The sequence below is a fragment of the Ponticoccus litoralis genome (genome assembly GCF_039769985.1).
In the GTDB taxonomy this organism is placed as follows: Bacteria; Pseudomonadota; Alphaproteobacteria; order Rhodobacterales; family Rhodobacteraceae; genus Ponticoccus; species Ponticoccus litoralis.
Map to the genome: position 1 here is coordinate 71,642 of NZ_JBDNCH010000002.1, position 25,468 is coordinate 97,109.

Consider the following 25,468-nt stretch of genomic DNA (forward strand, 5'->3'; position numbering starts at 1 on the left):
GAACGTTGCGGGAAAAGATATGCATCGCCGCGCCCATGCCAAGCGAAGACCGGTCGGGCAGGCCTCCACAGCCTCTGTGCGCAGATGCGCGGGAACCGGCGAGGCGTCCGAAGGAGCCACGCCGCGACGACCGGCGCGTCGGGCGAAGCAGGGGCATGGCAAAGGCCACGGTGCCCTAGAAAAGCGCGGGCTGCTCGGCGGTTCCCAGCGGCGGGCGGAACAGGTCGCAGCGCAGGTCCGGCTGCCTGCGGTCCAGCCCCAGCGCCCGGCTGGCGCGCCTGAACCGCTGGGCAATGATCTCGGCATAGGGCCCCTCGCCCCGCATCCGGTGGAACCACCTGGCGGAATAGACCTCTCCGCCATGCATGGCGCGCAGGTGGTTCATGATCCGCGCGGCGCGGTCCGGGTAATGTTCCGCCAGCCAGTCCTGCCAAAGCAGGGCCACCTCCAGCGGCAGGCGCAGCATGATCCAGCTTGCCGCATCCGCCCCGGCCTCGGCGCCCGCCTTCAGGATCGCCTCGATCTCGGGGTCGGTGAGCGCCGGCACCACCGGAGAGACCATGATCCGCACCGGAATGCCCGCCCCGGTCAGGCGGCGGATCGTCTCCAGCCGCCTGCGGGGCGCCGGCACACGCGGCTCCATCCGGCGGCTGAGCGTGGCGTCCAGCGTGGTGACCGACAGGCCCACACGCACCAGACCGCGCGCCGCCATGGGCGCAAGGATGTCGATGTCACGCTCGACCAGCGTGCCCTTGGTGACGATGCCGACCGGGTGGCCGAAATCCGACAGCACCTTCAGGCAGGCGCGCATGATGCCGCGCTCTTTCTCGATCGGCTGGTAGGGGTCGGTGTTGGTGCCGATGGCCAGCGGCGCGACGGCATAGCCCCGGCGCCGCAACTCGCGATCCAGCACCACGGGCGCCTCTGGCCGGGCCACCAGCCGGGTCTCGAAATCCAGCCCCGGCGACAGGCCCAGCCAGGCATGCGAGGGCCGGGCAAAGCAGTAGATGCAGCCGTGTTCGCAGCCGCGATAGGGGTTCAGCGTGCGGTCGAAGGGAATGTCCGGAGACCGCACGTAGTTGATGACCGACCGGGGCCGTTCCTCGGTCACGGTGGTGCGCAGGGCGGCCTGCTCTTCGGGGATGTCCCAGCCATCGTGTTCGTCGTGGCGGCTGTGTACCTCGTAGCGGCTCGCTGTCACGGCGCGCCGCACCCCGACCGGGGCGAAGATCGGGCAATACGGGGCGGGCGGGCGCGGACATGCCGCCACAATAGAACATTAAGCGAACATTCGCAATCCGCATGGCAGAGCGTCGCCACAGGTCGGTCCCGCCTTCCCGCGTGTCGCAATCCGCCAACTGCCCGGCGGCGGGAAAGACGATTAATCGCAGGAAGATCGACCCCTGAAGGGGGCCAGGCTCAGGGAAAGCGCGCCATGTCCGACGAAGAAGACGACATCATCCTCAGCGAACTCGACGACGAGGAGCTTGTGCAGCAGATGTTCGACGACCTCTACGACGGTCTCAAGGAAGAGATCGAAGAGGGCGTGAACATCCTGCTCGAACGCGGCTGGGATCCCTACCGCGTCCTGACAGAGGCGCTGGTGGGCGGCATGACCATCGTCGACCGCGACTTCCGCGACGGCATCCTCTTTGTCCCCGAGGTGCTGCTGGCGGCCAATGCGATGAAGGGCGGCATGGCCATCCTCAAGCCGCTTCTGGCCGAAACCGGCGCCCCGCGCATGGGCAAGATGGTCATCGGCACGGTCAAGGGCGACATCCACGACATCGGCAAGAACCTCGTGTCGATGATGATGGAGGGCGCGGGTTTCGAGGTGGTCGATCTGGGCATCAACAACCCGGTCGAGAAATACCTGGACGCGATCCGCGCCGAAGAGGCGGATATCCTCGGCATGTCGGCGCTGCTGACCACGACGATGCCCTACATGAAGGTAGTGATCGACGCGATGGTCGAACAGGGCATCCGCGACGACTATATCGTGCTGGTCGGCGGCGCGCCGCTGAACGAAGAATTCGGGAAGGCCATCGGCGCCGATGCCTATTGCCGCGACGCCGCCGTGGCGGTGGAAACGGCGAAGGACTTCATCAGCCGCAGGCACAACCAGATGTCGGCGGGCTGAGCGCCCCAGTCTGCCGCAACCGGCGCCGGACGCGCCAGACCGGCTGCCCCCGGGGCGATCGTCCTGCACCGCCCGCCACGACAACGGCGCGACCCCTGCCCGCCCCACCGGCGGCACGCCGCCGCCCGTGCGCCCCCCCCCGGGGTCCGGCGGCGGCAGGGCCGCCTTGTCCCGCATCCTCGGCCTGCGGCCCTCGGCAAGCGGCTCCGAGGGCACGGCGCGCAGCGCCCTGCAGGAAGCCTGCACGCCGGGCCCGCGCCCGGCGCCCCCCCGCTCTCCGCCACCGTCCACCGCCTAAATTTGCGGCACATGGGCAAGTTTCCGTGACCCTGCGCCCAAACACCGCGTGCCGGGGCAATTGGGGTTTTTCTTCCCGGGGATTTGCCACATATTGTTCAGAGAGAGGAGACCGTTATGCCTGTGACGTTTTTCGCCCTGCTGATCCTCGCGGTTCTTGCCGCCGCCGCCCTGACCGTCTGGGCGCTGTCCTCGTGGGGTCTGCTGACGGTGATCCCCGTTCTGCTCGCGCTTGCGCTGCTCGCCCGCTGGGGCCTTGCGCATGTGCCCTATGACGACCCCCACCCCTGACGACGCCGCGCTGACGCGGGCGGGGCTGGCGCCCTCGGGCCGGGGGCGCGTCCTGCTTATCGCCTGCGGCGCGCTGGCGCGCGAAATCCTCGACCTGAAGCGGCTGAACGGCTGGGATCACCTCGACCTGACCTGCCTGCCCGCGATCCTGCACAACCACCCCGAGCGGATCACCGATGCGGTCCGCACGGTGGTGGCACGACATCGCGAGGCCTACGACCGCCTCTGCATCGTCTACGCCGATTGCGGCACCGGCGGCGCGCTGCAGGCCGCCTGCGCCGATCTGGGCGTCGAAATGATCGCCGGCCCGCATTGCTATGCATTCTTCGACGGGCTGGCGCGGTTCGAGGCGCGCGACGAGGTCACGGCCTTCTACCTCACCGATTTCCTGGCGCGACAGTTCGATGCCTTCGTCTGGGGGCCGCTCGGGCTCGACCGCCACCCCGAACTGCGCGACCTGTATTTCGGCAACTACGAGCGGCTCGTCTACCTCGCCCAGACCGACGACCCGGCCCTGACCGAAAAGGCCCGCGCCAGCGCCGACCGGCTGGGCCTGGCCTTCGAGCGGCGCTTCACCGGCTACGGCGACCTGGCCCGCGCCATAGAAGCCCGGGCCCTCTGAGCGGACCGCCCGGCAGTCCGCCCCCATACCCCGGCCCGCCCCACCAGGCCCGCGCCGCCAAGGCCCCCTCCTTCTTTGGTCCCGAAATACCTCGGAGAGCGCGAGAGGCAGCGCCTCTCGCAGGGCCGCGCAGCGGGCCTTGCCCCGAACCGGTCTCGCGCGGGCAAGAAATCTCCCGCGATCACTCCACCGCGCGCAGCGATTCCGCCAGCACCGTCGAGACCGGCACCAGCGTGATGGTCGAGCCGCGATCCTGCAGCCCCCAGAGCACCAGCGCCGAGACCGTATCGGCGCGCAGGCGGCCCACCATGACCACGGCGCCCTCCTGCCGGGCGCGGAAGGCGGCCTGGTCGAAGATGCGCCGGATCACATTGGCCGACTGGCCCTCTGCGTCGAAATCCCGGAACAGCGAGGCCGAGGGCACGCCCTCTTTCAGCGCCAGTTTCTGCGTGGTGTTCAGCCCCTTCGGCACCATGACCAGCCCGTGACCGGAGGCCAGCAGGTAGTCCGTCGTCTGCGCCGCCACGTCGCGGTCGGCCTGAAGGCTGCCAGCGCTGTCCTCCAGCACCGCCACCGCCTGCGGCACGGCGTCCAGGGCACCGGCAAGGGCGGTCTCCACGTCCGAGGGCAAGGCCCCCGCCGGCACCGCGCCCACCGCCATGACCTCGAAGCCGAGCGCGCGATAGCCCGCCGCCGCCCCCTGCGGGTCCGGGTGGCCCGGCGCGATGGCGAAGGTCACGGGAAAGGGGAAGCTCTCCAGCGCCTCGGGGCCCAGCGGGCCAGAGCCGTCGTCGATCAGCACAACCGCCATGCGCGGCACCCCGGCGGGGGCCTCGAAGGCGGCGGCGTTGCGGACCAGCGGGCTGTCCCCGGGCAGGGCCGCAAGTGCGGAGGGCACGGTTTCGGGCGCATCCGGCTGCGCCTCCGGGGCCTCGGGCGCATCGGCGGCGATGCTGGGCAGGCGGTTCTGCTGCACAGCGGGCGCGCGGTTCGACACCAGCGACCCGGCGCGGGTCTGCAGGCGGCCCTGCTCCGCGTCCGCCGCTGTCTCGGGGTCTTCCTCGGCAGTTTCCGGCGCGTCTCGGGCGACGTCGGGGCCGTCCTCGACACTCTCCGGCGCGTCGGTCAAGGCTTCGGGGGCGTCCTTCGCACGCTCCGTCCCCTCTCTCAGGGCCTCGGCACCACCCTCCGCACTCACTGGCGCACCGGTCAGAGCCTCCGGGTTTTCCGCCTCAGTCCCCGGCGCGTCGGCCCGCGCCCCGGGGCCTTCTTGCACGGGCTTCGGCGGCAGGCCGGGATCGGCAGAGACCTGCGGCTCGGCCTCGGGGTCCGGGGCACCCGGGCTGGCCTGCGGCGCGGCGCCCCGGCCCGGCGGCGAAACCGGCTCGACCGGTGTCAGCGCGGCAAGCTCCAGCGTCTCCGCCCCCTCCGCCCCGGCGGCGGGAGGCGCCTCTGGGGTGTCCCCGACCGCAGGGTCGGCGGGTGGAGCCGTCCCCGCCCCGTCCGGCGCCGCATCGTCGGCCCCGGGGTCCGGGACGCCCGCCGGTGCGCCGGAGCGGGCCACCTCCGTCAACGGCTCGGGTGCGGGCGCCGGCCCCTCCTCGGGCTCTGCCGGGGCAAGGGTCAGGTCGACGCCCCGGTCTCCGGCCTGAACGGTGGTCTCGACCCGGTCCGGAACACGCGCCACCGGATCGGGCGCCGCCTCTGCCGGGGCTGCGCCGCCGCCTCCCCCGGACGCGGATCTCCGGGCCGGACCCCGGCGGCAGCACCGGGTGCCGCACTGGACTCTGGTGCGGCAAGGCTGCCCGGCACCTCGGTACCGGCCTCCGGAGCGGGTCCGTCTGTCTCCGCGCCCTGCCCTGCGGGTCCATCCGGGACAAGGCGATCCGGGACGGGTGCTGCCCCTGCCTCCGGCGCCAGATCCGTCCCGGCGGCGGTCACCGGGTCCGCACCCCCGTCATCCTCTGCGCCATCCTCTGCCGGGTCCCCGGCGGCGACATCCGCATCTGCAACGCCCGTGTCTGGATCAGCCGCCCCATCCCCGAGAGCGGCGCCATCCGCAGCCCCTTCGTCAGCACCGGCACCGGGATCGGCGCCAACCTCCGCCTCCCTGGCCGCCGGACCACTCGTTGCGTCCGGACGCCCGGCGCCGGATGCCCCCCCCGTTCCGGCCAAGGGCTCCCCAGCAGCGGCGCCATCCGCAGCCCCATCGTCAGCACCGGCACCGGGAGCGGCGCCAACCTCCGCCCCCTGGCCGCCGGGCCACTCGTTACGTCCAGACTTGCCCGAGAGGGAAACCCGGTCTCGGCCACCGGCCCCGTCATCACCGACAGACCCGCGGCGCCGCCCACTGCCACGACCCCGCCCCAGATCGCTCCGATCACAAAACCCTTGGCCATGCCGCCTGTCTCCGCCCTTGTCGCGCCTCGTCTCTTCGGCGGTCCGTGCCCGCCCCGCCTCTGGTGTCGGGGCCTTGACGCCATGCCGCCTGCCTGCGCATGTATACCGCGACCAAGACCCCTCCCGCCAGCCCCGAGAGACGGATTCCCATGCTTCTGCTGATAGATAACTACGACAGCTTCACCTATAACCTCGTCCATTACCTCGGCGAGCTCGGGGCTGACGTGCAGGTCTGGCGGAACGACGCGCTGGACGTGCAGCAGGCGATGGCGATGAACCCTGCGGGGATCGTGCTGTCGCCGGGCCCCTGCGACCCGGATCGCGCGGGCATCTGCCTTGCGCTGACGCAGGCGGCGGCAGAGACGCGCACGCCGCTTCTGGGCGTCTGCCTCGGCCACCAGACCGTCGGTCAGGCCTTCGGCGGCACGGTGGTGCGCCACGACGAGATCGTGCACGGCAAGATGGGCGAGATCCATCACGGCGGCAAAAGCGTCTTTCGCGGCCTGCCCTCGCCGCTGCAGGCAACGCGCTACCACTCGCTGGTGGTGCGGCGCAGCGACCTGCCCGAGGCGCTGGAAGTCACCGCAGAGCTTGCTGACGGCACCATCATGGGGCTGGCGCATCGCGACCTGCCGATCCACGGCGTGCAGTTCCACCCCGAGAGCATCCGCTCGGAACACGGCCACGCCATGCTGCAAAACTTCCTCGACGACCTGAAGGTGCCGGCATGAGCGACGACCTGCGCCCGCTGATCGGCAAGGCCGCCGACCGCCCGCTGTCCCGCGCCGAGGCCGAAGAGGCCTTCGGCATCCTCTTCGAGGGACAGGCCACCCCCGCCCAGATCGGCGGCCTGCTGATGGCCATGCGCACGCGCGGCGAGACGGTGGACGAATATGCCGCCGCCGCCGCGGTCATGCGGTCCAAGTGCAACCCGGTGAAGGCGCCCGCCGGCGCCATGGACATCGTCGGCACCGGCGGCGACGGCAAGGGCACGCTGAACATCTCGACCGCCACGGCCTTCGTCGCCGCGGGCGCGGGCGTGCCGGTGGCCAAGCACGGCAACCGCAACCTCTCGTCAAAATCCGGCGCGGCGGATGCGCTGGCGCAGATGGGCATTCAGGTCATGGTCGGCCCGGATGTGGTCGAGAAGGCGCTGGCCGAGGTCGGCATCTGCTTCATGATGGCGCCGATGCACCATCCCGCCATGGCCCATGTCGGCCCGGTCCGGGCCGAGCTTGGCACCCGGACGATCTTCAACATCCTCGGGCCGCTGACCAATCCGGCGGGCGTGAAGCGCCAGCTGACCGGCGCCTTCTCGCGCGATCTGATCCGGCCCATGGCGGAAACGCTGGCGCGGCTGGGGTCGGAACGGGCCTGGCTGGTGCATGGCTCGGACGGCACCGATGAGCTGACGATCACCGGGATCTCCTGGGTCGCGGCGCTGGAAGAGGACGGCATGATCCGCGAGGTCGAGCTACACCCCGAGGACGCGGGCCTGCCGGTGCATCCCTTCGAGGCCATCGTCGGTGGCACGCCCGAGGAAAACGGCCGCGCCTTCCGCGCCCTGCTGGGCGGCGAGGCCGGGGCCTACCGCGACGCGGTGCTTTTGAACGCCGCCGCCGCGCTGGTGATCGCGGGCCGTGCCGCCGATCTGCGCGAGGGCACGGCCAAGGCCCGCGAGAGCATCGACAGCGGCGCCGCGCTGGCGCGCGTCGAGGCTCTGGCCAAGGCCACCTCCGCCTGATGGGGCGCAAAAGTCTTCGAAGACTTTTTCGAATTCCATCCATGGAATTTCCCAGCGCCCGCCGGAGAGCCTGACATGACCACGCTGCCGCCACCGCCCGCCGCCTGGGCGCATCTGCCGTTCTTCGCAGGCGCCTATCCGGCCATCGCGGAGCGGCTGAAGGACGCCCCTGACGTCCTGCCGCCCGCCCATCAGGTCTTTGCCGCGCTGGAGGCCTGCCCACCCGATGCGACCCGCGTCGTGATCCTCGGGCAGGACCCCTACCCGACGCCGGGCCATGCCCATGGCCTTGCCTTCTCGGTCGAGCCGGACGTCCGCCCGCTGCCCCGGTCGCTGACCAATATCTTCAAGGAAATGACCGACGACCTCGGCGCCTGCCCGCCCGACGGCGACCTGCGGTTCTGGGCCCGGCAGGGTGTGCTGCTGCTGAACACCGCGCTCACCGTGCCCGCCGGACAGGCCGGGGGCCACGCCCGCCTTGGCTGGACCACCCTGACGCAGGAGGTGCTGGAGGCGCTGAACGACGCCCCGCGCGCCTATATCCTCTGGGGCCGCCATGCGCAGGGCTTCGCGCCGCGCCTGACCCACCCGGACGCGCAGATCCTGCAATCCGCCCACCCCTCGCCGCTGTCCGCCCGGCGGGGCTTTTCGGCTCGCGCCCCTTTTCGCGGGTGAACGACTGGCTTATTGCCAGAGGCGAGACCCCGATCGACTGGACGAGAGGCTAGACCATGACCGCGACCATCCTCGACAAGATCAAGGCCTACAAGCTGGAGGAGGTGGCCGCCGACAAGGCCACCCGACCCATGGCCGCCGTCGAAGAGGCCGCGCGCCACGCCGACCCGGTGCGCCCCTTCGCGCTGGCCCTGCGCGAGGCCGCGCAGACCGGCTATGGCCTGATCGCCGAGGTCAAGAAGGCCTCCCCCTCCAAGGGGCTGATCCGCGCCGATTTCGAACCCGCCGCGCTGGCCAGCGCCTATGAGGCCGGCGGCGCGACCTGCCTGTCGGTGCTGACCGACACGCCCAGCTTTCAGGGCGCCAAGGGCTACCTGACCGCCGCGCGGCTGGCGACCGGCCTGCCCGCGCTGCGCAAGGACTTCATGTATGACCCCTACCAGGTGGCCGAGGCGCGCAGTCTTGGCGCCGACTGCATTCTGATCATCATGGCCAGCGTGTCCGACGCGCAGGCCGCCGAGCTGGAAGCCTGTGCCTTCGACTGGGGCATGGACGCGCTGATCGAGGTGCATGACCGGGCCGAGCTGGACCGCGCGCTGGCGCTGCGCTCGCCGCTGATCGGGGTGAACAACCGCAATCTCAAGACCTTCGAACTGACGCTCGACACCACGCGCGAACTGTCGAAGGCCGTGCCCGACGACCGCTTCCTCGTCTGCGAATCCGGGCTGCACACGCCCGCCGACCTCGCCGACATGGCAGGCCACGGTGCCCGCGCCTTCCTGATCGGCGAAAGCCTGATGCGGCAGGACGATGTGGCACAGGCCACGCGGACCCTGCTCGCCGACCCGGTGCCGGCATGAGCGGGCTGTCGCATTTCGACGATCAGGGCAACGCCCATATGGTCGACGTCTCGGACAAGGCGGTGACGGCGCGCATCGCCACCGCCGAGGGCTGGGTGCGCATGGCGTCCGAGACCTTCGCGATGATCACCGAGGGGCGCGCCAAGAAGGGCGACGTCATCGGCATCGCGCGGCTGGCGGGCATCATGGGTGCCAAGAAGACGTCCGAGCTGATCCCGCTGTGCCATCCGCTGCCGATCACCAAGGTCTCGGTCGACCTGACGGCTACGACCCGGCGCTGCCGGGCCTCCGGCTCGCGGCCACCGTGAAGACCACCGGCCAGACGGGCGTCGAGATGGAGGCGCTGACCGCCGTATCCACCGCCGCGCTGACCGTCTACGACATGGTCAAGGCGGTGGACAAGGCGATGGAGATCGGCGGCATCCGCGTCACCCTGAAGGACGGCGGCAAGTCGGGCCGCTACGAGGCCTGAGCCCATGATCACCGTCACCGAAGCCCTCGACCGCCTCTTTGCCCTTGCCACGCCGCTGGCGCCGGAAACCGTGCCGCTGGCGCAGGCCGCGGGCCGGGTGCTGGCGCGTGAGGCGACCGCGCGGCGCGACCAGCCGCCCTTTCCGGCCTCGGCCATGGACGGCTACGCGGTCGCTGACGCCGCCGCCGGAGACAGCCTGACGGTGATCGGCGAAAGCGCCGCGGGCCATGGCTTTGCCGGGTCGGTCGGCCCGGGTCAGGCGGTCCGCATCTTCACCGGCGCCCCGGTGCCCGAGGGCGCGACCCGCGTGGTGATCCAGTGAGGATACGACCCGCGACGGCGACCGCATCACGCTGCAGGCCAACCTCGACGCGCCGACCCATATCCGGCCCGCCGGGTCCGACTTCCGGGCCGGTGCCGCGATCCCGGCGCCGCGCCGCCTGTCGCCCTCCGACATCGCGCTGCTGGCCTCGATGAACATCGCCGAGGTCGCGGTGACCCGGCAGCCGCGCGTCGCGCTGATCTCGACCGGGGACGAGCTGGTGATGCCCGGCGAAGACCCCGGCCCCGACCAGATCATCGTCTCGAACACTTTCGGCCTTGCCGCCCTGCTGCAGGACCTCGGCGCCCTGCCCCGGATGCTGCCCATCGCGCGCGACAACCGCGAGGCCCTGCGCTCGGTCTTCGGGCTGGTCGACGACGCCGACCTGGTGATCACCATTGGCGGTGCCTCGGTGGGCGACCACGATCTGGTGGCACCGGTGCTGGCGGAACTGGGCATAGAACAGGCCTTCCACAAGGTGGCCATGCGCCCCGGCAAGCCGCTGATGTCCTACCGTTTCGGCAAGGCCACGATGATCGGCCTGCCCGGCAACCCGGTCTCGGCCATGGTCTGCGGCCATGTCTTCGTGGCCCCGGTGATCCGCGCCCTGCTGGGCCTTGGTGCCGCGCCCGCGCCCCGGCGCAGCGCGCCCTCGGCCGAACCGCTGGAGGCCAATGGCCCGCGCGAACACTACATGCGCGCGACCCTCGGGGCCTGACGGGATCACCGCGCAGGGGCGGCAGGATTCCAGCCTGCTGAGCATCCTCGGCCAGTCCGACGCGCTGCTGGTCCGCCCGGTTCGCGATCCCGCCCGCGCCGCAGGCGAGATGGTGGAATACCTGCCCTTCGGCTGAGGCCCGGCGCGAAAACGCATCCATGCGTTTTTCAAATGTCTTCGAAGACATTTGCCCGCCCGCAATGCGGCGACCGCCCCTGTTGACACAAAACAGGAACACCCATAGAACAAAAAGTAACAGACATGGGGTAAACGGATGCTGACCAAGAAACAGCTGGACCTTCTCGGCTTCATCAACAAGCGCATGCAGCGCGACGGGGTTCCGCCCAGTTTCGACGAGATGAAGGATGCGCTGAACCTGCGCTCCAAATCCGGCATCCACCGGCTGATCACCGCGCTGGAAGAGCGCGGCTTCATCCGCCGCCTCGCGCATCGCGCCCGGGCCATCGAGATCGTCAAGCTGCCGGAAAGCCTTGGCGGCCAGCCGGCGGGCTTCAACCCGCGCGTGATCGACGGCGACCGGCCCGACAGCAAGCCTGCGCGGGCCATGGAACTGGCCAGCCTCGACGTCAGCGAACTGCCCATCGCCTACCGCATCGCCGCCGGCCAGCCGATCGAGGCGATCAACGACCCGGCTCCCGGCATCGCCGTTCCCGGGCAGATGGTGCGCAGTCAGGGCCGTCACTACGCGCTGGAGGTCCGGGGCGATTCCATGATCGACGCCGGGATCAACGACGGCGACGTGGTGGTGATCCGCGAAACCTCCGAGGCCTCGGAGGGCGACATCGTGGTCGCGCAGATCGAAGGCTACGAGGCGACGCTGAAGCGTTTCCGCCGCAAGGGCGAGATGATCGTGCTCGAAGCCGCCAACCCGGCCTACGAGCCGCGCGTCCTGCCCCGGGGCGCGGTCAGCGTGCAGGGCCGCCTCGTCGGCCTGATCCGCACCTACTGAGCGCTCCGCGACCGAATGCGCCCGCCCCTGCCCGGTAACGGCGCAGGCGGGCGTCCCTTGTGTTTTCGGGCGGCGTTCCCGGTTTCATAGCCCCTGACCCGACGGCTCTGCATCCGGGGTGATCCACGTCCAAGGCGCCGGTCACGGGCCGGTGTCGGCGCTGGCAACCGTCCGGGGTGTCCTGTTGCGGCGTTCCCGGTTTCATGGCCTCTGGCCCGACCGCTCTGCATCCGGGGTGATCCAAGGCAAAGGCCCCGGTCACGGGCCAGTGTCGGCGCGGGCAACCGTCCGGGGTGTCCTGTTGCGGCGCGCCGGGCTCCACAGCCTCTGGCCCGACCGCTCTGCATCGGTGACAATGCGTGGCCCCTCTGCCCCCGGCCAGATCGCCACAGAGCCGCTGTCGCGCAGGCGGGCCGGGTCGAAGACCCGGCAGCCGCCGCGCAGCGCGAGGTCCGTGGAAGACACCACCACCTGCGCCGCGCCGCAGCCATCAAGCTGGGCGGCGGCGCGTTTGCCCTGAACGTGCAGGATCGTCAGATCCGCCACCTGCGCCACGGCCAACCGGTCGGCGCGCGCACCGGGCCACAGCGCCGCCGCGCTGTCCTGCGTGCCGCCGCGACCGTCGTTTTCCAGCCATGTCCCGGCGATGAAGCCCGAACCCCGGTCGCGCGACAGCCCCCGTCCGGCGTCGGTCATCACGCCCACCAGCGTCCCGCTGTCGGCGATCAGCACGGCGGGCCGCTCGCTTTGCACCCAAAGCAGGGCTCCGGCGGCCATCGGCGCCAGTCCGGCGATCCGCGCCCGGCCCCGCCAGAGGCACAGCACCAACCCGCCAAGGGCGATCAGCGGCAGGGCCCGTGGCATCGGCGCCACCACCGGGCGGGTCGCGCCCTGCCACCCGGCGACCATCCGGGCGACGCCGAGGATCCAGTCCAGCCCCAGCGCCATGGCGGCCAGCGCCAGCCCGTCGAGGCCGAAGGGCATGAGCAGCGCCGCGACCACCGCCATCGGCACCACCAGCACCCCCATGACCGGGACCGAGATCAGGTTGGCCAGCAGCCCGTATTGCGCCATCTGGTTGAAATGCGCCATGCCGACCGGCCCGGTCGCGGCACCCGCCACCGCAGACGACACGACGACCGAGACCACCGGCGCCAGCCATTTCGGCATGCGGCGGCGGCGCTGTATCTGGCTGAAGCGCTCGAAGACCGCGACCAGCGCCGTGGTCGCCGCAAAGGACATCTGAAAGCCGGGACCCAGCAGCGCCTCGGGCCGCAGCGCCAGCACCACCAGCGCGGCGATGGCGACGCTGCGCAGGCTGATGGCGCGCCGGTCCAGCATTGTCGCGCAAAGCGCGGCGGCGGCCATGAGGAAGGCGCGTTCGGTCGCGACATTGCCGCCCGAGAGCGCAAGATAGCCCGCCGCCGCCAGCAAGGCGCCCGCCGCCGCCAGCTTCTTTACCGGCCAGCGGTGGCGGCTGACCGGGTGTACAAGCAGGCCCAGCCGCAGGGCGGCAAAGACGAAGCCCGCCAGCAGCCCCATGTGCAGGCCCGAGATCGCCAGCAGATGCGCAAGGTTCGAGTCGCGCAGCGCCTGAAGCGTGTCCTGCCCCATGCCCGCGCGGTCGCCGGTCATGATGGCGGCGGCGAAGGCGCCGGTTTCACCCGGCAGCGCCGCCTGCACCCGGGCCGACAGCCACATGCGGATCTTGGCAACCGGCAGACCCGCGCCCGGCGGCTCCAGCAGCAGGACCGGGTTGCGCGTGTATCCCACCGCCCCCAGCCCGAGGAACCACGAATGCCGCCGGAAGTCGAAACCACCCGGCTCGACCGCGCCGCCGGGGGTGAAAGATGGCCGGTCAGGATCACCGTGGCACCCGGTTCCGGCGTCAGCCAGTCCTGCCTGCCATGCATCGACACGCGGACGCGGGCGGGCGTCTCGGCGGGGGCCATACGCTCCAGCACCACGCGGTCCAGCGTCAGGCGCACCGCGTCCGAGGCAGAGCGGTCGATCGCCACGATCCGCCCCTCGACCGCGCCGTAATAGCGGAAGTCCAGCACCGGCCCCGCCACCTGATGCGCGCGGCCCCCCGCCAGTGCGAATCCCAGCGACACCAGCGCGACACCCGCCAGAAGCGGGCCAAGGCACGGCCCCGCGCGACGCTGTCCCAGCCCCGCCAGCGAGACCGCCGCAGCGGACCAGAGCAGCCAGACCGGAGGCTCGGCGCGCAGGCCGAAATACAGCGCGATTCCGCAGGCCATCGCCACCGGCGCCCATGGAAACAGGTGCCCGCGCTGCCCCGGCAGGGCCTGACGGATCATCGTGAGGGCGCCACCCATGCTTGCCCCGGAAAATCTGGCTGGTTACAGAGCATCAACTCTACCCATCGCCCCGTTAGGAAAAGGTTAACCACGCTCATGTCCGAGGTCGTCACCCGCTTCGCCCCGTCCCCCACCGGCTACCTGCACATCGGCGGCGCCCGCACGGCGCTGTTCAACTGGCTTTACGCCCGGGGCCGCGGCGGCAAGTTCCTGCTGCGGATCGAGGACACCGACCGCGCCCGGTCCACCCCCGAGGCAACAGAGGCCATCCTGCGCGGCCTCGACTGGCTGGGCCTCGACCATGACGGCGAGGTGATCAGCCAGTTCGACCGCGCCGATCGCCACGCCGAGGTGGCGCATGACCTGCTCGCCAAGGGCGCGGCCTACAAGTGCTTCTCGACGCAGGAAGAGATCGAGGCCTTCCGCGAGGCGGCCCGGGCCGAGGGCAAATCCACCCTGTTCCAGAGCCCCCGGCGCGACGCCGACCCCGCGACGCACCCGGACGCGCCCTTCGTGGTGCGCCTGAAGACCGCGCAGGAGGGTGCGACCGTCATCGAGGACGAGGTGCAGGGCAGTGTCACCATCCGCAACGACCAGCTGGACGACATGGTGCTGCTGCGCTCGGACGGCACGCCGGTCTACATGCTGGCGGTGGTGGTGGACGACCACGACATGGGCGTGACCCATGTGATCCGGGGCGACGACCACCTGAACAACGCCGCGCGCCAGATGGGCATCTATGCCGCGATGGGCTGGCCGCTGCCGGTCTACGCGCATATCCCGCTGATCCACGGCGCCGACGGCAAGAAGCTGTCGAAGCGCCATGGCGCGCTTGGTGCGGACGAATACCAGAAGATGGGCTACCCGGCGGCGGGCATGCGCAACTACCTCGCGCGGCTGGGATGGAGCCACGGCGACGACGAGTTCTTTACCGACGCGCAGGCAAAAGACTGGTTCGGTCTGGACGGAATCGGCAAGTCCCCCGCCCGCTTCGACCTGAAGAAACTGGAAAATCTCTGCGGCCAGCATATCGCGGTGGCGGAGGATGCCGGCCTCTTGCGAGAGCTGGAGGAATTCCTTGCCGCAACGGCACAAAATCCTTTGACGGAGACGCAAAGACAGGGAATGCTGCGCGCAATGTTCTGCCTGAAGGAAAGGGCCAAGACCTTCCCGGAACTCCTTGATAAGGCTCAATTCGTCCTGACAGAATCCCCCGTCGTTCCCGACGAGAAGGCGGCGAAGGCGCTGGATGCGGTATCCCGTGGTATACTGTCTGCGTTGACGCCGCACCTGCAAAATGCTAGCTGGGCGCGTGACGACCTGGAGGCGGTTCTGAACCGCTTTGCCGAGGATCAGGGCACCAAATTCGGCAAGCTTGCAGGTCCGATGCGGGCGGCGCTGGCGGGCCGCAGTGCCACGCCCTCGGTTTTCGACATGATGCTGGTGCTTGGCCGCGAGGAGACGATCCGGCGCCTGGACCGGGCCGCAACCGCAGAGATGGGCTGATACCCGTGCGCGACGGCCGTGTGAATTCAATCGGCAGGGCCGTCCCGGCCCCGCTTTTTCGTATACCTAGAGGGATGACAAAGCATGGCTGAAAAGAACGCGACACTCACCATCGGAAATCAAAGCTACGACCTGCCGATCCACTCGCCGACCGCCGGTCCGGACGTCATCGACATCCGCAAGCTCTACGGTCAGGCCAATGTCTTCACCTACGACCCCGGCTTCACCTCGACCGCGTCCTGCGACTCGACCATCACCTTCATCGACGGTGAGAAGGGCGAGCTGCTGCACCGCGGCTATCCGATCGACCAGCTGGCCTCGAAGTCGCATTACCTCGAGGTCTGCTTCCTGCTGCTTTACGGCTACCTGCCCAAGGCCGAAGAGCTGGAGAAGTTCGAAAGCACGATCACCCGTCACACGATGATCCACGAGCAGATGCACAACTTCTTCCGGGGCTTCCGCCGGGATGCGCATCCGATGGCGGTCATGGTGGGTGTGGTCGGCGCGATGGCGGCCTTCTACCACGACTCGACCGATATCGCCGACCCGCTGCAGCGCGAGATCGCCTCGCACCGCCTGATCGCCAAGATGCCGACGATCGCGGCCATGGCCTACAAGTATTCCATCGGTCAGCCCTTCGTCTATCCGCGCAACGATCTGGATTACGCGGCGAACTTCCTGCACATGTGCTTCAGCGTGCCGAGCCGAGGAATACACCGTCGACCCGATCCTTGCCCGTGCGATGGACCGGATCTTCACCCTGCACGCCGACCACGAGCAGAACGCCTCGACCTCGACCGTGCGCCTGGCCTCGTCCTCGGGTGCCAACCCCTTCGCCTGCATCGCCGCCGGCATCGCCTGCCTCTGGGGTCCCGCCCATGGCGGCGCCAACCGAGGCCTGCCTGGAGATGCTGAAGGAAATCGGCGATCCCGAGAACATCCCCGAGTACATCGCCCGCGCCAAGGACAAGAGCGACCCCTTCCGCCTGATGGGCTTCGGCCACCGGGTCTACAAGAACTTCGACCCGCGCGCGAAGGTGATGAAGCAGTCCGCCGACGAGGTGCTGGACCTTCTGGGTGTCGAGAACAACCCGATCCTCGCCACCGCGAAAGAGCTGGAAAAGCAGGCCGTTGCCGATCCCTACTTCGCCGAGAAGAAGCTGTTCCCGAACGTCGACTTCTATTCCGGCATCATCCTCGAGGCGATGGGCTTCCCGACCTCGATGTTCACGCCGATCTTCGCGCTGTCGCGCACCGTCGGCTGGATCAGCCAGTGGAAAGAGATGCTGAACGATCCGCAGAACAAGATCGGTCGTCCGCGCCAGCTGTACCTTGGCGAGACCGAGCGGGACTACGTGGATATCGAGAACCGCTGACACCCGCGTTATGCAGATCATGGGGGGCCGGTCGCCGGAAGCGACCGGCCTCTTTTCTTTTCGAGCCGCACGGCAACCGCCACGCGGGACCGGGGTAGACCGCACCCGCTGGGCACGCCCGCGTCGCATGCGCCGCGTCTTCATCAAGCCGCTGGCGCCTTGAACCGATGGCATCGGCGGATCTGGCGGATCGGACCGCGCCTGTTCAGGCTGACTGGCGGTTTCGGGTCAGGCCTGGCGTTTTCCGAAGCATCCATGCGCCCCGCTGCCCCGGGCGGGGCCTACCGCGACCGGCGCCGCCGGTCAGCGCAGGCGGGCCCGTGCAGGCAGGTCCGTGCAGGCCGCCCCCTTTTGTCCGCCGGACTGCCGCGCCAGCGACCGGCGCCATGGTCTGGCGGGCGCCCGGTCAGGCCTGAACCGGCGCGTCGCCGGTCAGCGGCCTTCGTAGACCGCCGGGCGCTTCTCCATGAAGGCGACGACGCCTTCCTTGAAGTCGCGGGTCTTGCCGCATTCGCCCTGAAGCTTCGACTCGACGGCCAGCTGCGCCTGCAGATCGTTGTCGAAGGAGGCGCGCATCGCCTGTTTCACCCGGGCATAGGCGGCGGTCGGCCCCTTGGCCAGATGCGCCGCCCGCGCCGCGATGTGCCCGGCAAAGGCCTCGTCCGCGACCGCTTCCCAGATCAGGCCCCAGTCGTCCGCCTGCTTGGCGGTGATCTTCTCGGCAAACAGCGCGGCGCCCATGGCCTTGGCCAGCCCCATCTGGCGCGGCAGGAACCATGTGCCGCCCGCGTCCGGGATCAGGCCGATGCGGGTGAAGGCCTGAAGGAAGAAGGCGCTTTCGGTGGCGATGACCACATCCGCCGACAGCGCAAGGTTGGCCCCTGCCCCGGCGGCGGCGCCGTTCACGGCACTGATCGTCGGCACCGGGCAGTCGAAGATGGCCCGCAGCATCGGCACGTATTCGTCGCGCAGCGTGCGCTCCAGATCGAGGTTCGCGACGTTCGCCCGGTCGCCCAGATCCTGCCCCGAGCAAAAGGCCCGCCCCGCCCCGGTCAGCACCACGACCCGCGCCTCGCGCCCGCCGGTGGTGACCGCATCGGTGATCTCGGCCCGCATCTGAGTGTTGAGCGCGTTCATCACCTCGGGGCGGTTCAGGGTCACCGTGGCGACGTCGTTTTCCACCGCGTAGGTGATCATCTCGTACTGCATTCAAGCGGCCTCCCGTTGTCTCGCGGGCATGAAACACCGCGCACGGGGGAATGGCAAAGCGAAACGCGGCGTCACGGGCCGCTGGCCCCTGTCAGCCCTTCAGAAGCTCTTCGAGCCGTTTGCGTTCCGCCTCGTTCAGCCCCTCTTCGGCAAGGGGCTGCGCGCTGGCCCGGCGGCGCAGGTAAAGCACCGCCACCAACAGCGCGGCGAGGAAGAGCAAGGGACCGGCAGCCCAGAGCAGCCAGTTCCAGCCGCCGGTTGTGGGCCGCAGAAGCACGAACTCGCCGTAGCGGGCCACGATGAAATCGACCGCCTCTTCGTTGCTGTCACCGGCCACCAGCCGCTCGCGCACCAGCAGGCGCAAGTCGCGGGCCAGAGAGGCGTTGCTTTCGTCGATGCTTTCGTTCTGGCAGACGAGGCAGCGCAGGCCCGCGCTGATGTCGCGGGCGCGCGCTTCCAGCGCCGGATCGTCCAGCACCTCGTCGGGCTGAACCGCCAGCGCAACCGTGGCGACCAGCGCAAAAACCGCGGCAAGGATGGCGGACGGGGTGCCCCGCCGGGGCGCAGCAGCCGGGTCATTCCGCGGGCACCCCCTGCACCGGGGCGCTCTTGCGGGCGCCTGCGGCAACACGGTAGCGGCGGTCCGAGAGGCTGAGAAACCCGCCGAGCGCCATCAGGATGGAGCCGCCCCAGATCCAGTTGGCCAGCGGCTTGATATAGGTCCGCATGACCCAGCCGCCGTCCTGCTGCGGATCGCCGATCACCACGTAGACATCACGCAGGAAGCGGTAGTCGATGGCCGCCTCGGTCGTGGGCATCTGCGCCACCGGGTAGTTGCGCTTTTCCGGGTGCAGTGTCGCGATCTCGCGGCCCGCCTGCATCAGCGTGACGGTGGCCATGGTCGAATTGTAGTTCGGCCCCTGCACCCGCTGCACGTCATCCAGCCGCAGCGTGAAGCCGCCCACGTCGTAGGATTCGCCCAGCTGGGCGACGCGGATGTCCTCTTGCTGCCAGGCCATCAGCCCGGCAACGCCCAGCATGGTGATGCCAAGCCCGCTATGCGCCACCGCCTTGCCCCATTCGGCACGCGGCAGGCGCAGCAGCCGCGACAGGTCGCGCGTCTGGCCGGTGCGCCCGATCAGGTCGGTCACCGCGCCCGTCACCAGCCAGGTGCCAAGGAAGACACCGACCGGCCCCATCAGCGAGCGCCCGGTCTGCATCGCCCAGACCAGCCCCGCCAGCGCCACCGCCAGTCCGAAGGCCGGTGCCAGCTGCCGCAGCACGCGGCCCGGCTTTGCCCGCTTCCAGCTGAGCATCGCGGCCACCGGCAGGACGATGCCCAGCACCACCATGAAGGGCGTGAAGGCCATGTTGAAGAAGGGCGGTCCGACCGAGAGCTTCCGGTCGAAGGCCATCTCGGCCACCAGCGGCCAGATCGTGCCGACGAAGACCACCAGCGACGAGACCGCCAGCAGGATATTGTTCAGCACCAGCCCGCTTTCGCGGCTGACGACGCCGAAGACACCCTTGGCTTCCATCGTCTGCGCCCGCGCGGCGAAGAGGGTCAGCGCGCCGCCGGTGAAGAAGACCAGGATCATCAGGATGAACATGCCCCGCTCGGGGTCGTTGGCGAAGGCATGAACCGAGGTCAGCACACCCGAGCGCACGATAAAGGTGCCGATCAGCGAGAAGCCGAAGGCGAGGATCGCCAGCAGCACGGTCCAGCTTTTCAGCGCCTCGCGTTTCTCGACCACGATGGCAGAATGCAGCAGCGCGGCGGCGAAGAGCCACGGCATGAAGGACGCGTTCTCGACCGGGTCCCAGAACCAGAAGCCGCCCCAGCCGAGCTCGTAGTAGGCCCACCACGATCCCAGCGCGATGCCGATGGTCAGGAAGACCCAAGAGACCAGCGTCCAGGGCCGGACCCAGCGGCCCCATGCGGCGTCCACCCGGCCCTCGATCAGCGCGGCGACCGCAAAGCTGAAGCAGATCGAAAGGCCCACGTAGCCGAGGTAGAGGAAGGGCGGATGGAAGGCGAGGCCCGGATCCTGCAAGAGCGGGTTCAGGTCCTGCCCGTCGAAGGGCGGCTCGCCCAGCCGCATGAAGGGGTTCGAGGTAAAGAGGATGAAGGCGTAGAAGGCCGCCGCGACCGAGGATTGCACCGCCAGAACGCGCGCCCGCAGCGTCGGCGGCAGGTTGCCCCCGAACCAGGCCGCCATGGCGCCGAAAAGTGCGAGGATCAGCACCCAAAGCAGCATCGACCCCTCGTGATTCCCCCAGACGCCCGAGATCTTGTAGATCATCGGCTTGGCGGAATGGCTGTTCAGCACCACCAGTCGAAGCGAGAAATCCGAGGTCACGAAGGCATAGGTCAGCGCCGCGAAACTGGCCGCGACCAGCAGGAATTGCGCCGTGGCCGCCGGTTCTGCCACGGCCATCCAGCCGGGCCAGCGTTTGTGCGCGCCGATCAGGGGCACGACCATCTGCACGATGGAGACGAGAAAGGCGAGGACAAGCGCGAAATGGCCGAGTTCTGTGATCATGCCCCGGTTATAGGCCGCACGGACGAACGCGCCAATCACCGAATGGTCGCGGCGCCGATCACTTTGTCGCAACACGCGGGCCTGCGGCGACCGGACCCTGCCCCGGCCCCTCCTCCCCGGGCAGGCCCGCCGCGCTTTGACCGTCAGGCCGCGCCCGGCGCCGCCTGACGCGGCCTCTGGCCGCTCCAGAGTGCGACACCAAGGGCGATCATGGCCAGACCGGCGGCGATGGCAAAGGTCGCCGAGAAGGCGCGCGCGACATCCTCGGTCCGGGCCTGTGCCGCGTCCCCCGTCCCCATGACGGCAACGAACAGCGTGGTCATCGCCGAGGCGCCGGTCATCAGGCCAAGGTTGCGGGACAGGCCCAGCAGACCGGACAGGCGCCCGCGCTGCTCTTTCGAGGCGCCCGCCATGACCGCGGTATTGTTGGCCGCAAGGAACATCTGGAAGGCGGGGGTCAGCACGATCAGCGCGGCGACATAGCCGCCAAGACCGAACTGGCGCGGCAGCACCGCAAGGCAAAGCAGGCCCAGCATGCTCTGCGCCAGCCCGACAAGCATCATCCGCCGCGCGCCGTAGCGATCCGTCAGCCGCCCCGCGGGCACCCCCACAAGCGCCCCGACAAGCGGCCCGACCGCCAGAACCAGACCGACCGTGGCCTCGCCCAGCCCAAGCGAGAAGGTCAGGAAGAACGGGCCGACGACCAGCGTCGCCATCATGACGGTGCCGACCAGCACGTTCATGGCAAAGCCGGCGCCCGTCTTCCTGTCCAGCAGCACCGCCATCGGCACCAGCGGCGCGCTTGCGCGGGTCTCGACGGCCACGAACAGCGCCGCCGCCGCCAGCGCGCCCGCCCCAAGCACCGAGGGTGACAGCGCAACGCCCGTGGCACCGCCGCTTGTGGCAAGGGAATAGGCCACAAGCACCACGATCAGCACGGCGGTTCCGGGCAGGTCCAGCGCCCTGACCGGCACCCGGCCCCGCGTGTCGTCTGGCCGGATCGCCAGCAAGGCCAGACCCAGCGCCGCCGCGGCGAACCCGGCGAGAAGCCAGAAGGCCATCCGCCAGTCGCTGACGGCCAGCACGAGACCGCCCAGCGATGGCCCCAGCGCGGTGCCGCCCGCAGAGGTGGTGCCCAGCAGGCCCATGGCCGTGCCAAGCTGCCCGGACGGCACCATGTCGCGGGCGATCGACATTGGAAGCGCGATCAGGATCGCCCCGCCCACGCCCTGCACCACACGCCCGAGGATCAGCAGGCCAAGGCTGGGGGCCATCGCGCTCAGGGCCGAGGCGGCGATGAAGGCGATCAGGCCCAGAATCATCACCCGGCGAAGACCGAACAGGTCGCCGAGCCGCCCGGCCGATACGATGGTGACCGTCACCGCCATCAGATAGGCCAGCACGACCCATTGCGCCTCTGACACGGTGACGCCGAAGCTGCGGGTCAGCGTCGGCAGCAAGACAGAGGCGATGCTGATCCCCAGCGAGGCGGTCAGCGAGGCGGCGGCCAGCGCCAGCAGGACGGGCAGCGGCGCGCGCCGTGAGGAGGTGTCGGTCATGATGCGGTCTCTTGCGTTGACGAAGGGTGGCGGCTACCCTGCCACTTGAAGTCAACTTGAGGTCAAGCGTGAAACTGCTGGATATCGGTGTCCTGTCGCAACAAAGCGGTGTCGCCCCCTCGACGCTGCGCTACTACGAGGAAATCGGCCTGATCCGGTCGGTCGGGCGGCATGGGTTGCGGCGGCAGTTCGATACGCAGGCCCTCACCCAGCTGGCGCTGATTTCGCTGGGCAAGATGGCCGGGTTTTCGCTGGGGGACATCAAGGGCATGTTCGCCACCGACGGAACGCCGCAATTGCCCCGGGCAGAGTTGCGCCTGCGCGCCGATGCGCTGGACGAGCAGATCCGCGACCTGACGCGGCTGCGCGACGCCCTGCGCCACGTGGCCGAGTGCCCCGCCGAAAGCCACATGGAGTGCCCGAAGTTCAAGCGCCTGATGCACTTCGCCTCTCGCACCGCGACCCGAGGCCGGGCATAAACGCCCCGGCAGAATGCCCTTCAGAACAGGAACGACCCCATGCCCAATGCCCTCTCCGGCCTTCTGGCGGCCCTTCTCCTTGCCACGCCCTGCACTGGCCGACTCGCCTGTCGGGGTGCGGACGCTTGCCGCCGACAGCGGCGATGACCCGCGCCGCCTGTCGCTGTCGGTCTGGTATCCTGCCGAGGGCGGCGGGACCGTGGAAGAGGTCGGCGGCAATGCGGTTTTCGTGGGACAACCGGCCCATCGCGATGCAGCCATGGCACCGGGGCAGCACCCCCTTGTGCTGCTCTCGCACGGCGGCTTGCGCTCGGCGGCGGACTCCGGGGCCTGGCTGAGCGGTCGGCTTGCCGAGAACGGCTTTGTCGTGGTCGAAGTGAACGGCCCGCGCCCCGACAGTGCCGCCGGTGCCGTGGACGAGATCTGGCGGCGCCCGCAGGATGTGTCGCGCGCGCTGGACCGTGTCCTGCAGGACCCCACCCTGTCCGCGATGGTCGATCCGGCGCGGATCGCCGTTGCGGGACATGCGCTTGGCGGCACCGCCGCCCCGGCCTCGGGCGGCGGGCGGTTCGACGCCGATGCCTTTGTTTCGGCCTGCACCGCCGAGACCGAGGGCCCGGATTGCGGGTGGTTCAGGGCGCAGGGCGTCGCTTTGGCCGAGGTCGATCGCGGGATGCTGGACCACGCGCATCGCGACCCCCGGATCGGGACCGCGATCGCCATCGACCCGGAGTATGCCGATGTCTTCCGGGCCCCCAGCCTGACAGAACAAGGCACGAAGATCCGGGTGATCTGGCTGGGCGCGCCGGAACACCCGCACATCGCCGAGGCCGGGGTGGCGCAGATGGTGATCGGGACCGCGACGACCTACGACGCCTTCCCCGCCTGCACGCCGAAGGGCACCTTCATTCTGGCGGAAGACGGGGGCGATGCCACGCTCTGCGACACCGAGGCCGCCGCCCGCGCAAGCATCCATGACGACATCGCGGAGCGTATCCGTACGGCTCTCGACCAGTAGCCCGCGCCGCTGACGGTCCCCCTGCGACCGGGACGCGGCGCCTTGTGACTCCGGCAGCTGTTTGGCGGGGTGACCGGCAAAGGTTGCGACATGTCGGGGCACCTGTTGGCCTGTGCTCAGGCCCATCGCTACAGGCCGCCCGGCCTGTCGCGCCCATGAAAAGACGCCCCCGCGATGTTTCGCGAGGGCGCCGGATCACGTCATACGGGTACGCGTCAGACCGTGCTGCGGGCCGCCTGCCAGTCGCGCAGGGCGGGATTGTCGCCCGGCATCTCTCCCACCGGGCCGGGCAGCGCCCCTGCCTCGGGCGCGTCCTCGCGCAGGGCCTCGACCGCGCGGACCGTCTGCACGACCTGCGGCACCGACGCCATGGTGGCGGCCAGATCGCGCTGGAAGTCCTGCCCCTTGGCCTGATGCCGGGCGCCGAAGTAGAAGCTGACGATGGCCGCCAGAAGCCACCACAGCGGGTCCGGCACCAGCGCGATGCCGGTCATGCGTGCGGCGAACCAGATCGGGTCGACCATGGCCGCCACGAAGAGCCCCAGCGTTCCCAGCGCCATGGCCGGGCGCGGGATGCGGTTCAGCGCGTCCATCAGCCGGTCGAAACACCCCCGGCGCACAACCTTGAACTCACTGGAGAACTGCGCCAGCGCGGCGGATTGCATCGCCTGCCCGCGCCCGGCCTCGTTCTCGGCGTTGACGCGGAAGACCTCTGCCGTCTCGGCGATCACGTTGCGCCCCGATCCGAAGACCACACCCAGAATTCTCTCGATCAGCCCCATGCCGCGACCCTCGCCTGAAACTGCGCCTCCGTCAGGTGATAGCGCGGCGCGATGAACTCTTCGGCGCGCCGGATCCAGCCGCCCTTTCCGCCCGCGCGGCTGCGCGCGTATTTGCGCGAGGCCGGGCGCTGGTCGGCCAGCGCGAAGTAGTAGTTGCGCCGCGCGATCCCGTAGGCGTCGGCCAGATGGTCGGGCGCCTTGGCATAGGCCCGCGCCGCCGCGCCGATGGTCTGCGGGCCGACGACACCGTCCACCGCCACCCGCTCTGCCATCTGGTTCAGCAGGCGCTGGAGGATCTTCACCGCGTTGGTGCCCGCGTTCACATACATGTCGAAGACGGTGGCATGCAGCGCCTCGGGCAGTTCCGCGATGCGGGGGCGCAGGAAGTAGTGGGTCAGGAAGATCTCGACCGCCTGCCCGTGCCCCAGCCGCTTGACGTCCTCGGCATCCACGTCGCCGTCGCCGTCCAGATCCAGCCCCAGCCTGCGCATGGTGTGGATCGTGACGCCGTGCTTGGTGGCGCCGCCGGGATCGTCCGGGTCGTTGACATAGCCGCCCTCGCGGGCAACGATCTGCCCGGCCAGCTGCCGGACCCTGTTCTGGAATGTCGACATTCTTGTGCTCCTGCTCGCCGATTTGCGACGCGCCGGAGCATCCGGCCCCGATGTTAAACAATCCTCCGAGGAGCGTTCGATCCATGACCGCAGACGAGATCATCGCCCTTTTGGATCTCGAACCGCATCCCGAGGGCGGGCATTACCGCCAGACCTGGGTCGCCGGGGCCGCGCCGGGTGAGCGTCCCGCCGGAACCTGCATCTATTTCCTGCTGAAGGGGGGCGAGCGCAGCCATTGGCACCGGGTCGATGCGACGGAGATCTGGCACTTCCACGCCGGTTCGCCCCTGACCCTTTCGGTCTCTGCCACCGACGACGGGCCGCGCCGCGACAGCACGCTTGGCCCGGATCTGGCCTCGGGGGAGCGTACCGCAGCTGATCGTTCCCGAAGGCCACTGGCAGGCCGCATCCTGCCCGCAGGGCTGGACGCTGGTCAGCTGCACCGTCTCGCCGGGGTTCCGCTTCGACGGCTTCACCCCGGCGCCGCCGGGTTTCGACATTCCCGCCGGGACGGGCTGACAGGGCGGCGGCCACGCAGAGGACTTCCCCA

Annotated in this window: 19 protein-coding genes and 6 pseudogenes; 15 read left to right on the forward strand and 10 right to left on the reverse strand. The window is 69.8% G+C overall.

What is annotated here, in order from left to right; all coding sequences use genetic code 11:
- Window positions 1-175 precede the first annotated feature (175 nt).
- Window positions 176-1,201: a PA0069 family radical SAM protein gene (locus ABFB10_RS01295; protein WP_347165008.1), complete on the reverse strand. Its 1,026-nt coding sequence runs from the start codon at window positions 1,199-1,201 to the stop codon at window positions 176-178.
- Window positions 1,202-1,435: 234 nt separating this feature from the next.
- Between ABFB10_RS01295 and ABFB10_RS01300 the strand changes: the two genes are divergently transcribed.
- From ABFB10_RS01300 to ABFB10_RS01310, 3 genes are all read left to right on the forward strand, one after another.
- Window positions 1,436-2,140 carry a corrinoid protein gene (locus ABFB10_RS01300; RefSeq protein ID WP_347165009.1) on the forward strand — a complete coding sequence of 235 codons (705 nt, stop codon included), beginning with the start codon at window positions 1,436-1,438 and terminating at the stop codon, window positions 2,138-2,140.
- Window positions 2,141-2,554: 414 nt separating this feature from the next.
- A complete protein-coding gene (locus ABFB10_RS01305; RefSeq protein WP_023848220.1) occupies window positions 2,555-2,728 on the forward strand; it encodes a hypothetical protein in 174 nt (57 codons plus the stop codon).
- Window positions 2,700-3,350, forward strand: a complete 651-nt coding sequence (locus ABFB10_RS01310; RefSeq protein ID WP_430522981.1) for a DUF1638 domain-containing protein — start codon at window positions 2,700-2,702, stop codon at window positions 3,348-3,350. The genes ABFB10_RS01305 and ABFB10_RS01310 overlap by 29 nt, the downstream gene beginning before the upstream one ends.
- A gap of 181 nt (window positions 3,351-3,531) precedes the next feature.
- Here the strand turns inward: ABFB10_RS01310 and ABFB10_RS01315 are convergent, their stop codons facing one another.
- The gene (locus ABFB10_RS01315; RefSeq protein ID WP_347165011.1) at window positions 3,532-5,037 is read right to left on the reverse strand and encodes a divergent polysaccharide deacetylase family protein; all 1,506 of its coding nucleotides are present in this window, start codon (window positions 5,035-5,037) and stop codon (window positions 3,532-3,534) included.
- 250 nt (window positions 5,038-5,287) lie between these two features.
- Window positions 5,288-5,449, reverse strand: coding sequence for a hypothetical protein (locus tag ABFB10_RS01320; RefSeq protein ID WP_347165012.1), 162 nt, complete (start codon window positions 5,447-5,449; stop codon window positions 5,288-5,290).
- Between the two features lie 450 nt (window positions 5,450-5,899).
- On the opposite strand from ABFB10_RS01320, the gene ABFB10_RS01325 reads away from it, so the two are divergent.
- The 7 genes and pseudogenes from ABFB10_RS01325 (at window position 5,900) to lexA (ending at window position 11,511) form a co-directional block, all read left to right on the forward strand.
- Window positions 5,900-6,481, forward strand: coding sequence for an anthranilate synthase component II (locus ABFB10_RS01325; protein WP_347165013.1), 582 nt, complete (start codon window positions 5,900-5,902; stop codon window positions 6,479-6,481).
- Window positions 6,478-7,494, forward strand: coding sequence for an anthranilate phosphoribosyltransferase (gene trpD / locus ABFB10_RS01330; RefSeq protein ID WP_347165014.1), 1,017 nt, complete (start codon window positions 6,478-6,480; stop codon window positions 7,492-7,494). Before ABFB10_RS01325 ends, trpD begins: the two co-directional genes overlap by 4 nt.
- Before the next feature lie 75 nt (window positions 7,495-7,569).
- Window positions 7,570-8,222, forward strand: a pseudogene (locus ABFB10_RS01335) (uracil-DNA glycosylase).
- A gap of 3 nt (window positions 8,223-8,225) precedes the next feature.
- Window positions 8,226-9,029 (forward strand): indole-3-glycerol phosphate synthase TrpC, encoded by an 804-nt coding sequence (trpC, locus tag ABFB10_RS01340; protein ID WP_347165015.1) that lies wholly within the window; start codon window positions 8,226-8,228, stop codon window positions 9,027-9,029.
- Window positions 9,026-9,501, forward strand: a pseudogene (gene moaC / locus ABFB10_RS01345) (cyclic pyranopterin monophosphate synthase MoaC). Before trpC ends, moaC begins: the two are co-directional and overlap by 4 nt.
- A 4-nt stretch (window positions 9,502-9,505) precedes the next feature.
- Window positions 9,506-10,677: pseudogene (locus ABFB10_RS01350) on the forward strand (molybdopterin molybdotransferase MoeA).
- A gap of 138 nt (window positions 10,678-10,815) precedes the next feature.
- Window positions 10,816-11,511, forward strand: coding sequence for a transcriptional repressor LexA (gene lexA / locus ABFB10_RS01355; RefSeq protein ID WP_347165016.1), 696 nt, complete (start codon window positions 10,816-10,818; stop codon window positions 11,509-11,511).
- Window positions 11,512-11,769: 258 nt separating this feature from the next.
- On the opposite strand, the pseudogene ABFB10_RS01360 reads toward lexA, so the two are convergent.
- Window positions 11,770-13,850: pseudogene (locus tag ABFB10_RS01360) on the reverse strand (ComEC/Rec2 family competence protein).
- Between the two features lie 78 nt (window positions 13,851-13,928).
- Between ABFB10_RS01360 and gltX the strand changes: the two are divergent.
- Window positions 13,929-15,338, forward strand: coding sequence for a glutamate--tRNA ligase (gene gltX / locus ABFB10_RS01370; RefSeq protein ID WP_347165018.1), 1,410 nt, complete (start codon window positions 13,929-13,931; stop codon window positions 15,336-15,338).
- An 84-nt stretch (window positions 15,339-15,422) separates the two neighbouring features.
- Window positions 15,423-16,714: pseudogene (gene gltA, locus ABFB10_RS01375) on the forward strand (citrate synthase).
- A gap of 432 nt (window positions 16,715-17,146) precedes the next feature.
- On the opposite strand, the gene ABFB10_RS01380 reads toward gltA, so the two are convergent.
- From ABFB10_RS01380 to ABFB10_RS01395, 4 genes are all read right to left on the reverse strand, one after another.
- Window positions 17,147-17,923 carry an enoyl-CoA hydratase-related protein gene (locus ABFB10_RS01380; RefSeq protein ID WP_347165019.1) on the reverse strand — a complete coding sequence of 259 codons (777 nt, stop codon included), beginning with the start codon at window positions 17,921-17,923 and terminating at the stop codon, window positions 17,147-17,149.
- 91 nt (window positions 17,924-18,014) lie between these two features.
- Window positions 18,015-18,461, reverse strand: coding sequence for a cytochrome c-type biogenesis protein (locus tag ABFB10_RS01385; protein WP_347167904.1), 447 nt, complete (start codon window positions 18,459-18,461; stop codon window positions 18,015-18,017).
- A 37-nt stretch (window positions 18,462-18,498) separates the two neighbouring features.
- The gene (locus tag ABFB10_RS01390) at window positions 18,499-20,466 is read right to left on the reverse strand and encodes a heme lyase CcmF/NrfE family subunit (RefSeq protein WP_347165020.1); all 1,968 of its coding nucleotides are present in this window, start codon (window positions 20,464-20,466) and stop codon (window positions 18,499-18,501) included.
- Window positions 20,467-20,609: 143 nt separating this feature from the next.
- Window positions 20,610-22,025: an MFS transporter gene (locus ABFB10_RS01395; protein WP_347165021.1), complete on the reverse strand. Its 1,416-nt coding sequence runs from the start codon at window positions 22,023-22,025 to the stop codon at window positions 20,610-20,612.
- Window positions 22,026-22,093: 68 nt separating this feature from the next.
- Between ABFB10_RS01395 and ABFB10_RS01400 the strand changes: the two genes are divergently transcribed.
- Window positions 22,094-22,504, forward strand: a complete 411-nt coding sequence (locus ABFB10_RS01400) for a helix-turn-helix domain-containing protein (RefSeq protein WP_206565373.1) — start codon at window positions 22,094-22,096, stop codon at window positions 22,502-22,504.
- Window positions 22,505-22,583: 79 nt separating this feature from the next.
- Entirely contained in the window at window positions 22,584-23,522 is a 939-nt protein-coding gene (locus ABFB10_RS01405) for an alpha/beta hydrolase family protein (protein ID WP_347165022.1), read from the forward strand.
- Between the two features lie 215 nt (window positions 23,523-23,737).
- Here ABFB10_RS01405 and ABFB10_RS01410 read toward each other — a convergent pair whose 3' ends face one another.
- Together ABFB10_RS01410 and ABFB10_RS01415 are read right to left on the reverse strand one after the other, a co-directional pair.
- The gene (locus ABFB10_RS01410; protein WP_347165023.1) at window positions 23,738-24,304 is read right to left on the reverse strand and encodes a holin family protein; all 567 of its coding nucleotides are present in this window, start codon (window positions 24,302-24,304) and stop codon (window positions 23,738-23,740) included.
- Window positions 24,295-24,918: a holin-associated N-acetylmuramidase gene (locus ABFB10_RS01415; protein WP_347165024.1), complete on the reverse strand. Its 624-nt coding sequence runs from the start codon at window positions 24,916-24,918 to the stop codon at window positions 24,295-24,297. The genes ABFB10_RS01410 and ABFB10_RS01415 overlap by 10 nt, the downstream gene beginning before the upstream one ends.
- Window positions 24,919-25,001: 83 nt before the next feature.
- Here ABFB10_RS01415 and ABFB10_RS01420 point away from each other — a divergent pair.
- Window positions 25,002-25,437: pseudogene (locus ABFB10_RS01420) on the forward strand (cupin domain-containing protein).
- Window positions 25,438-25,468 lie beyond the last annotated feature (31 nt).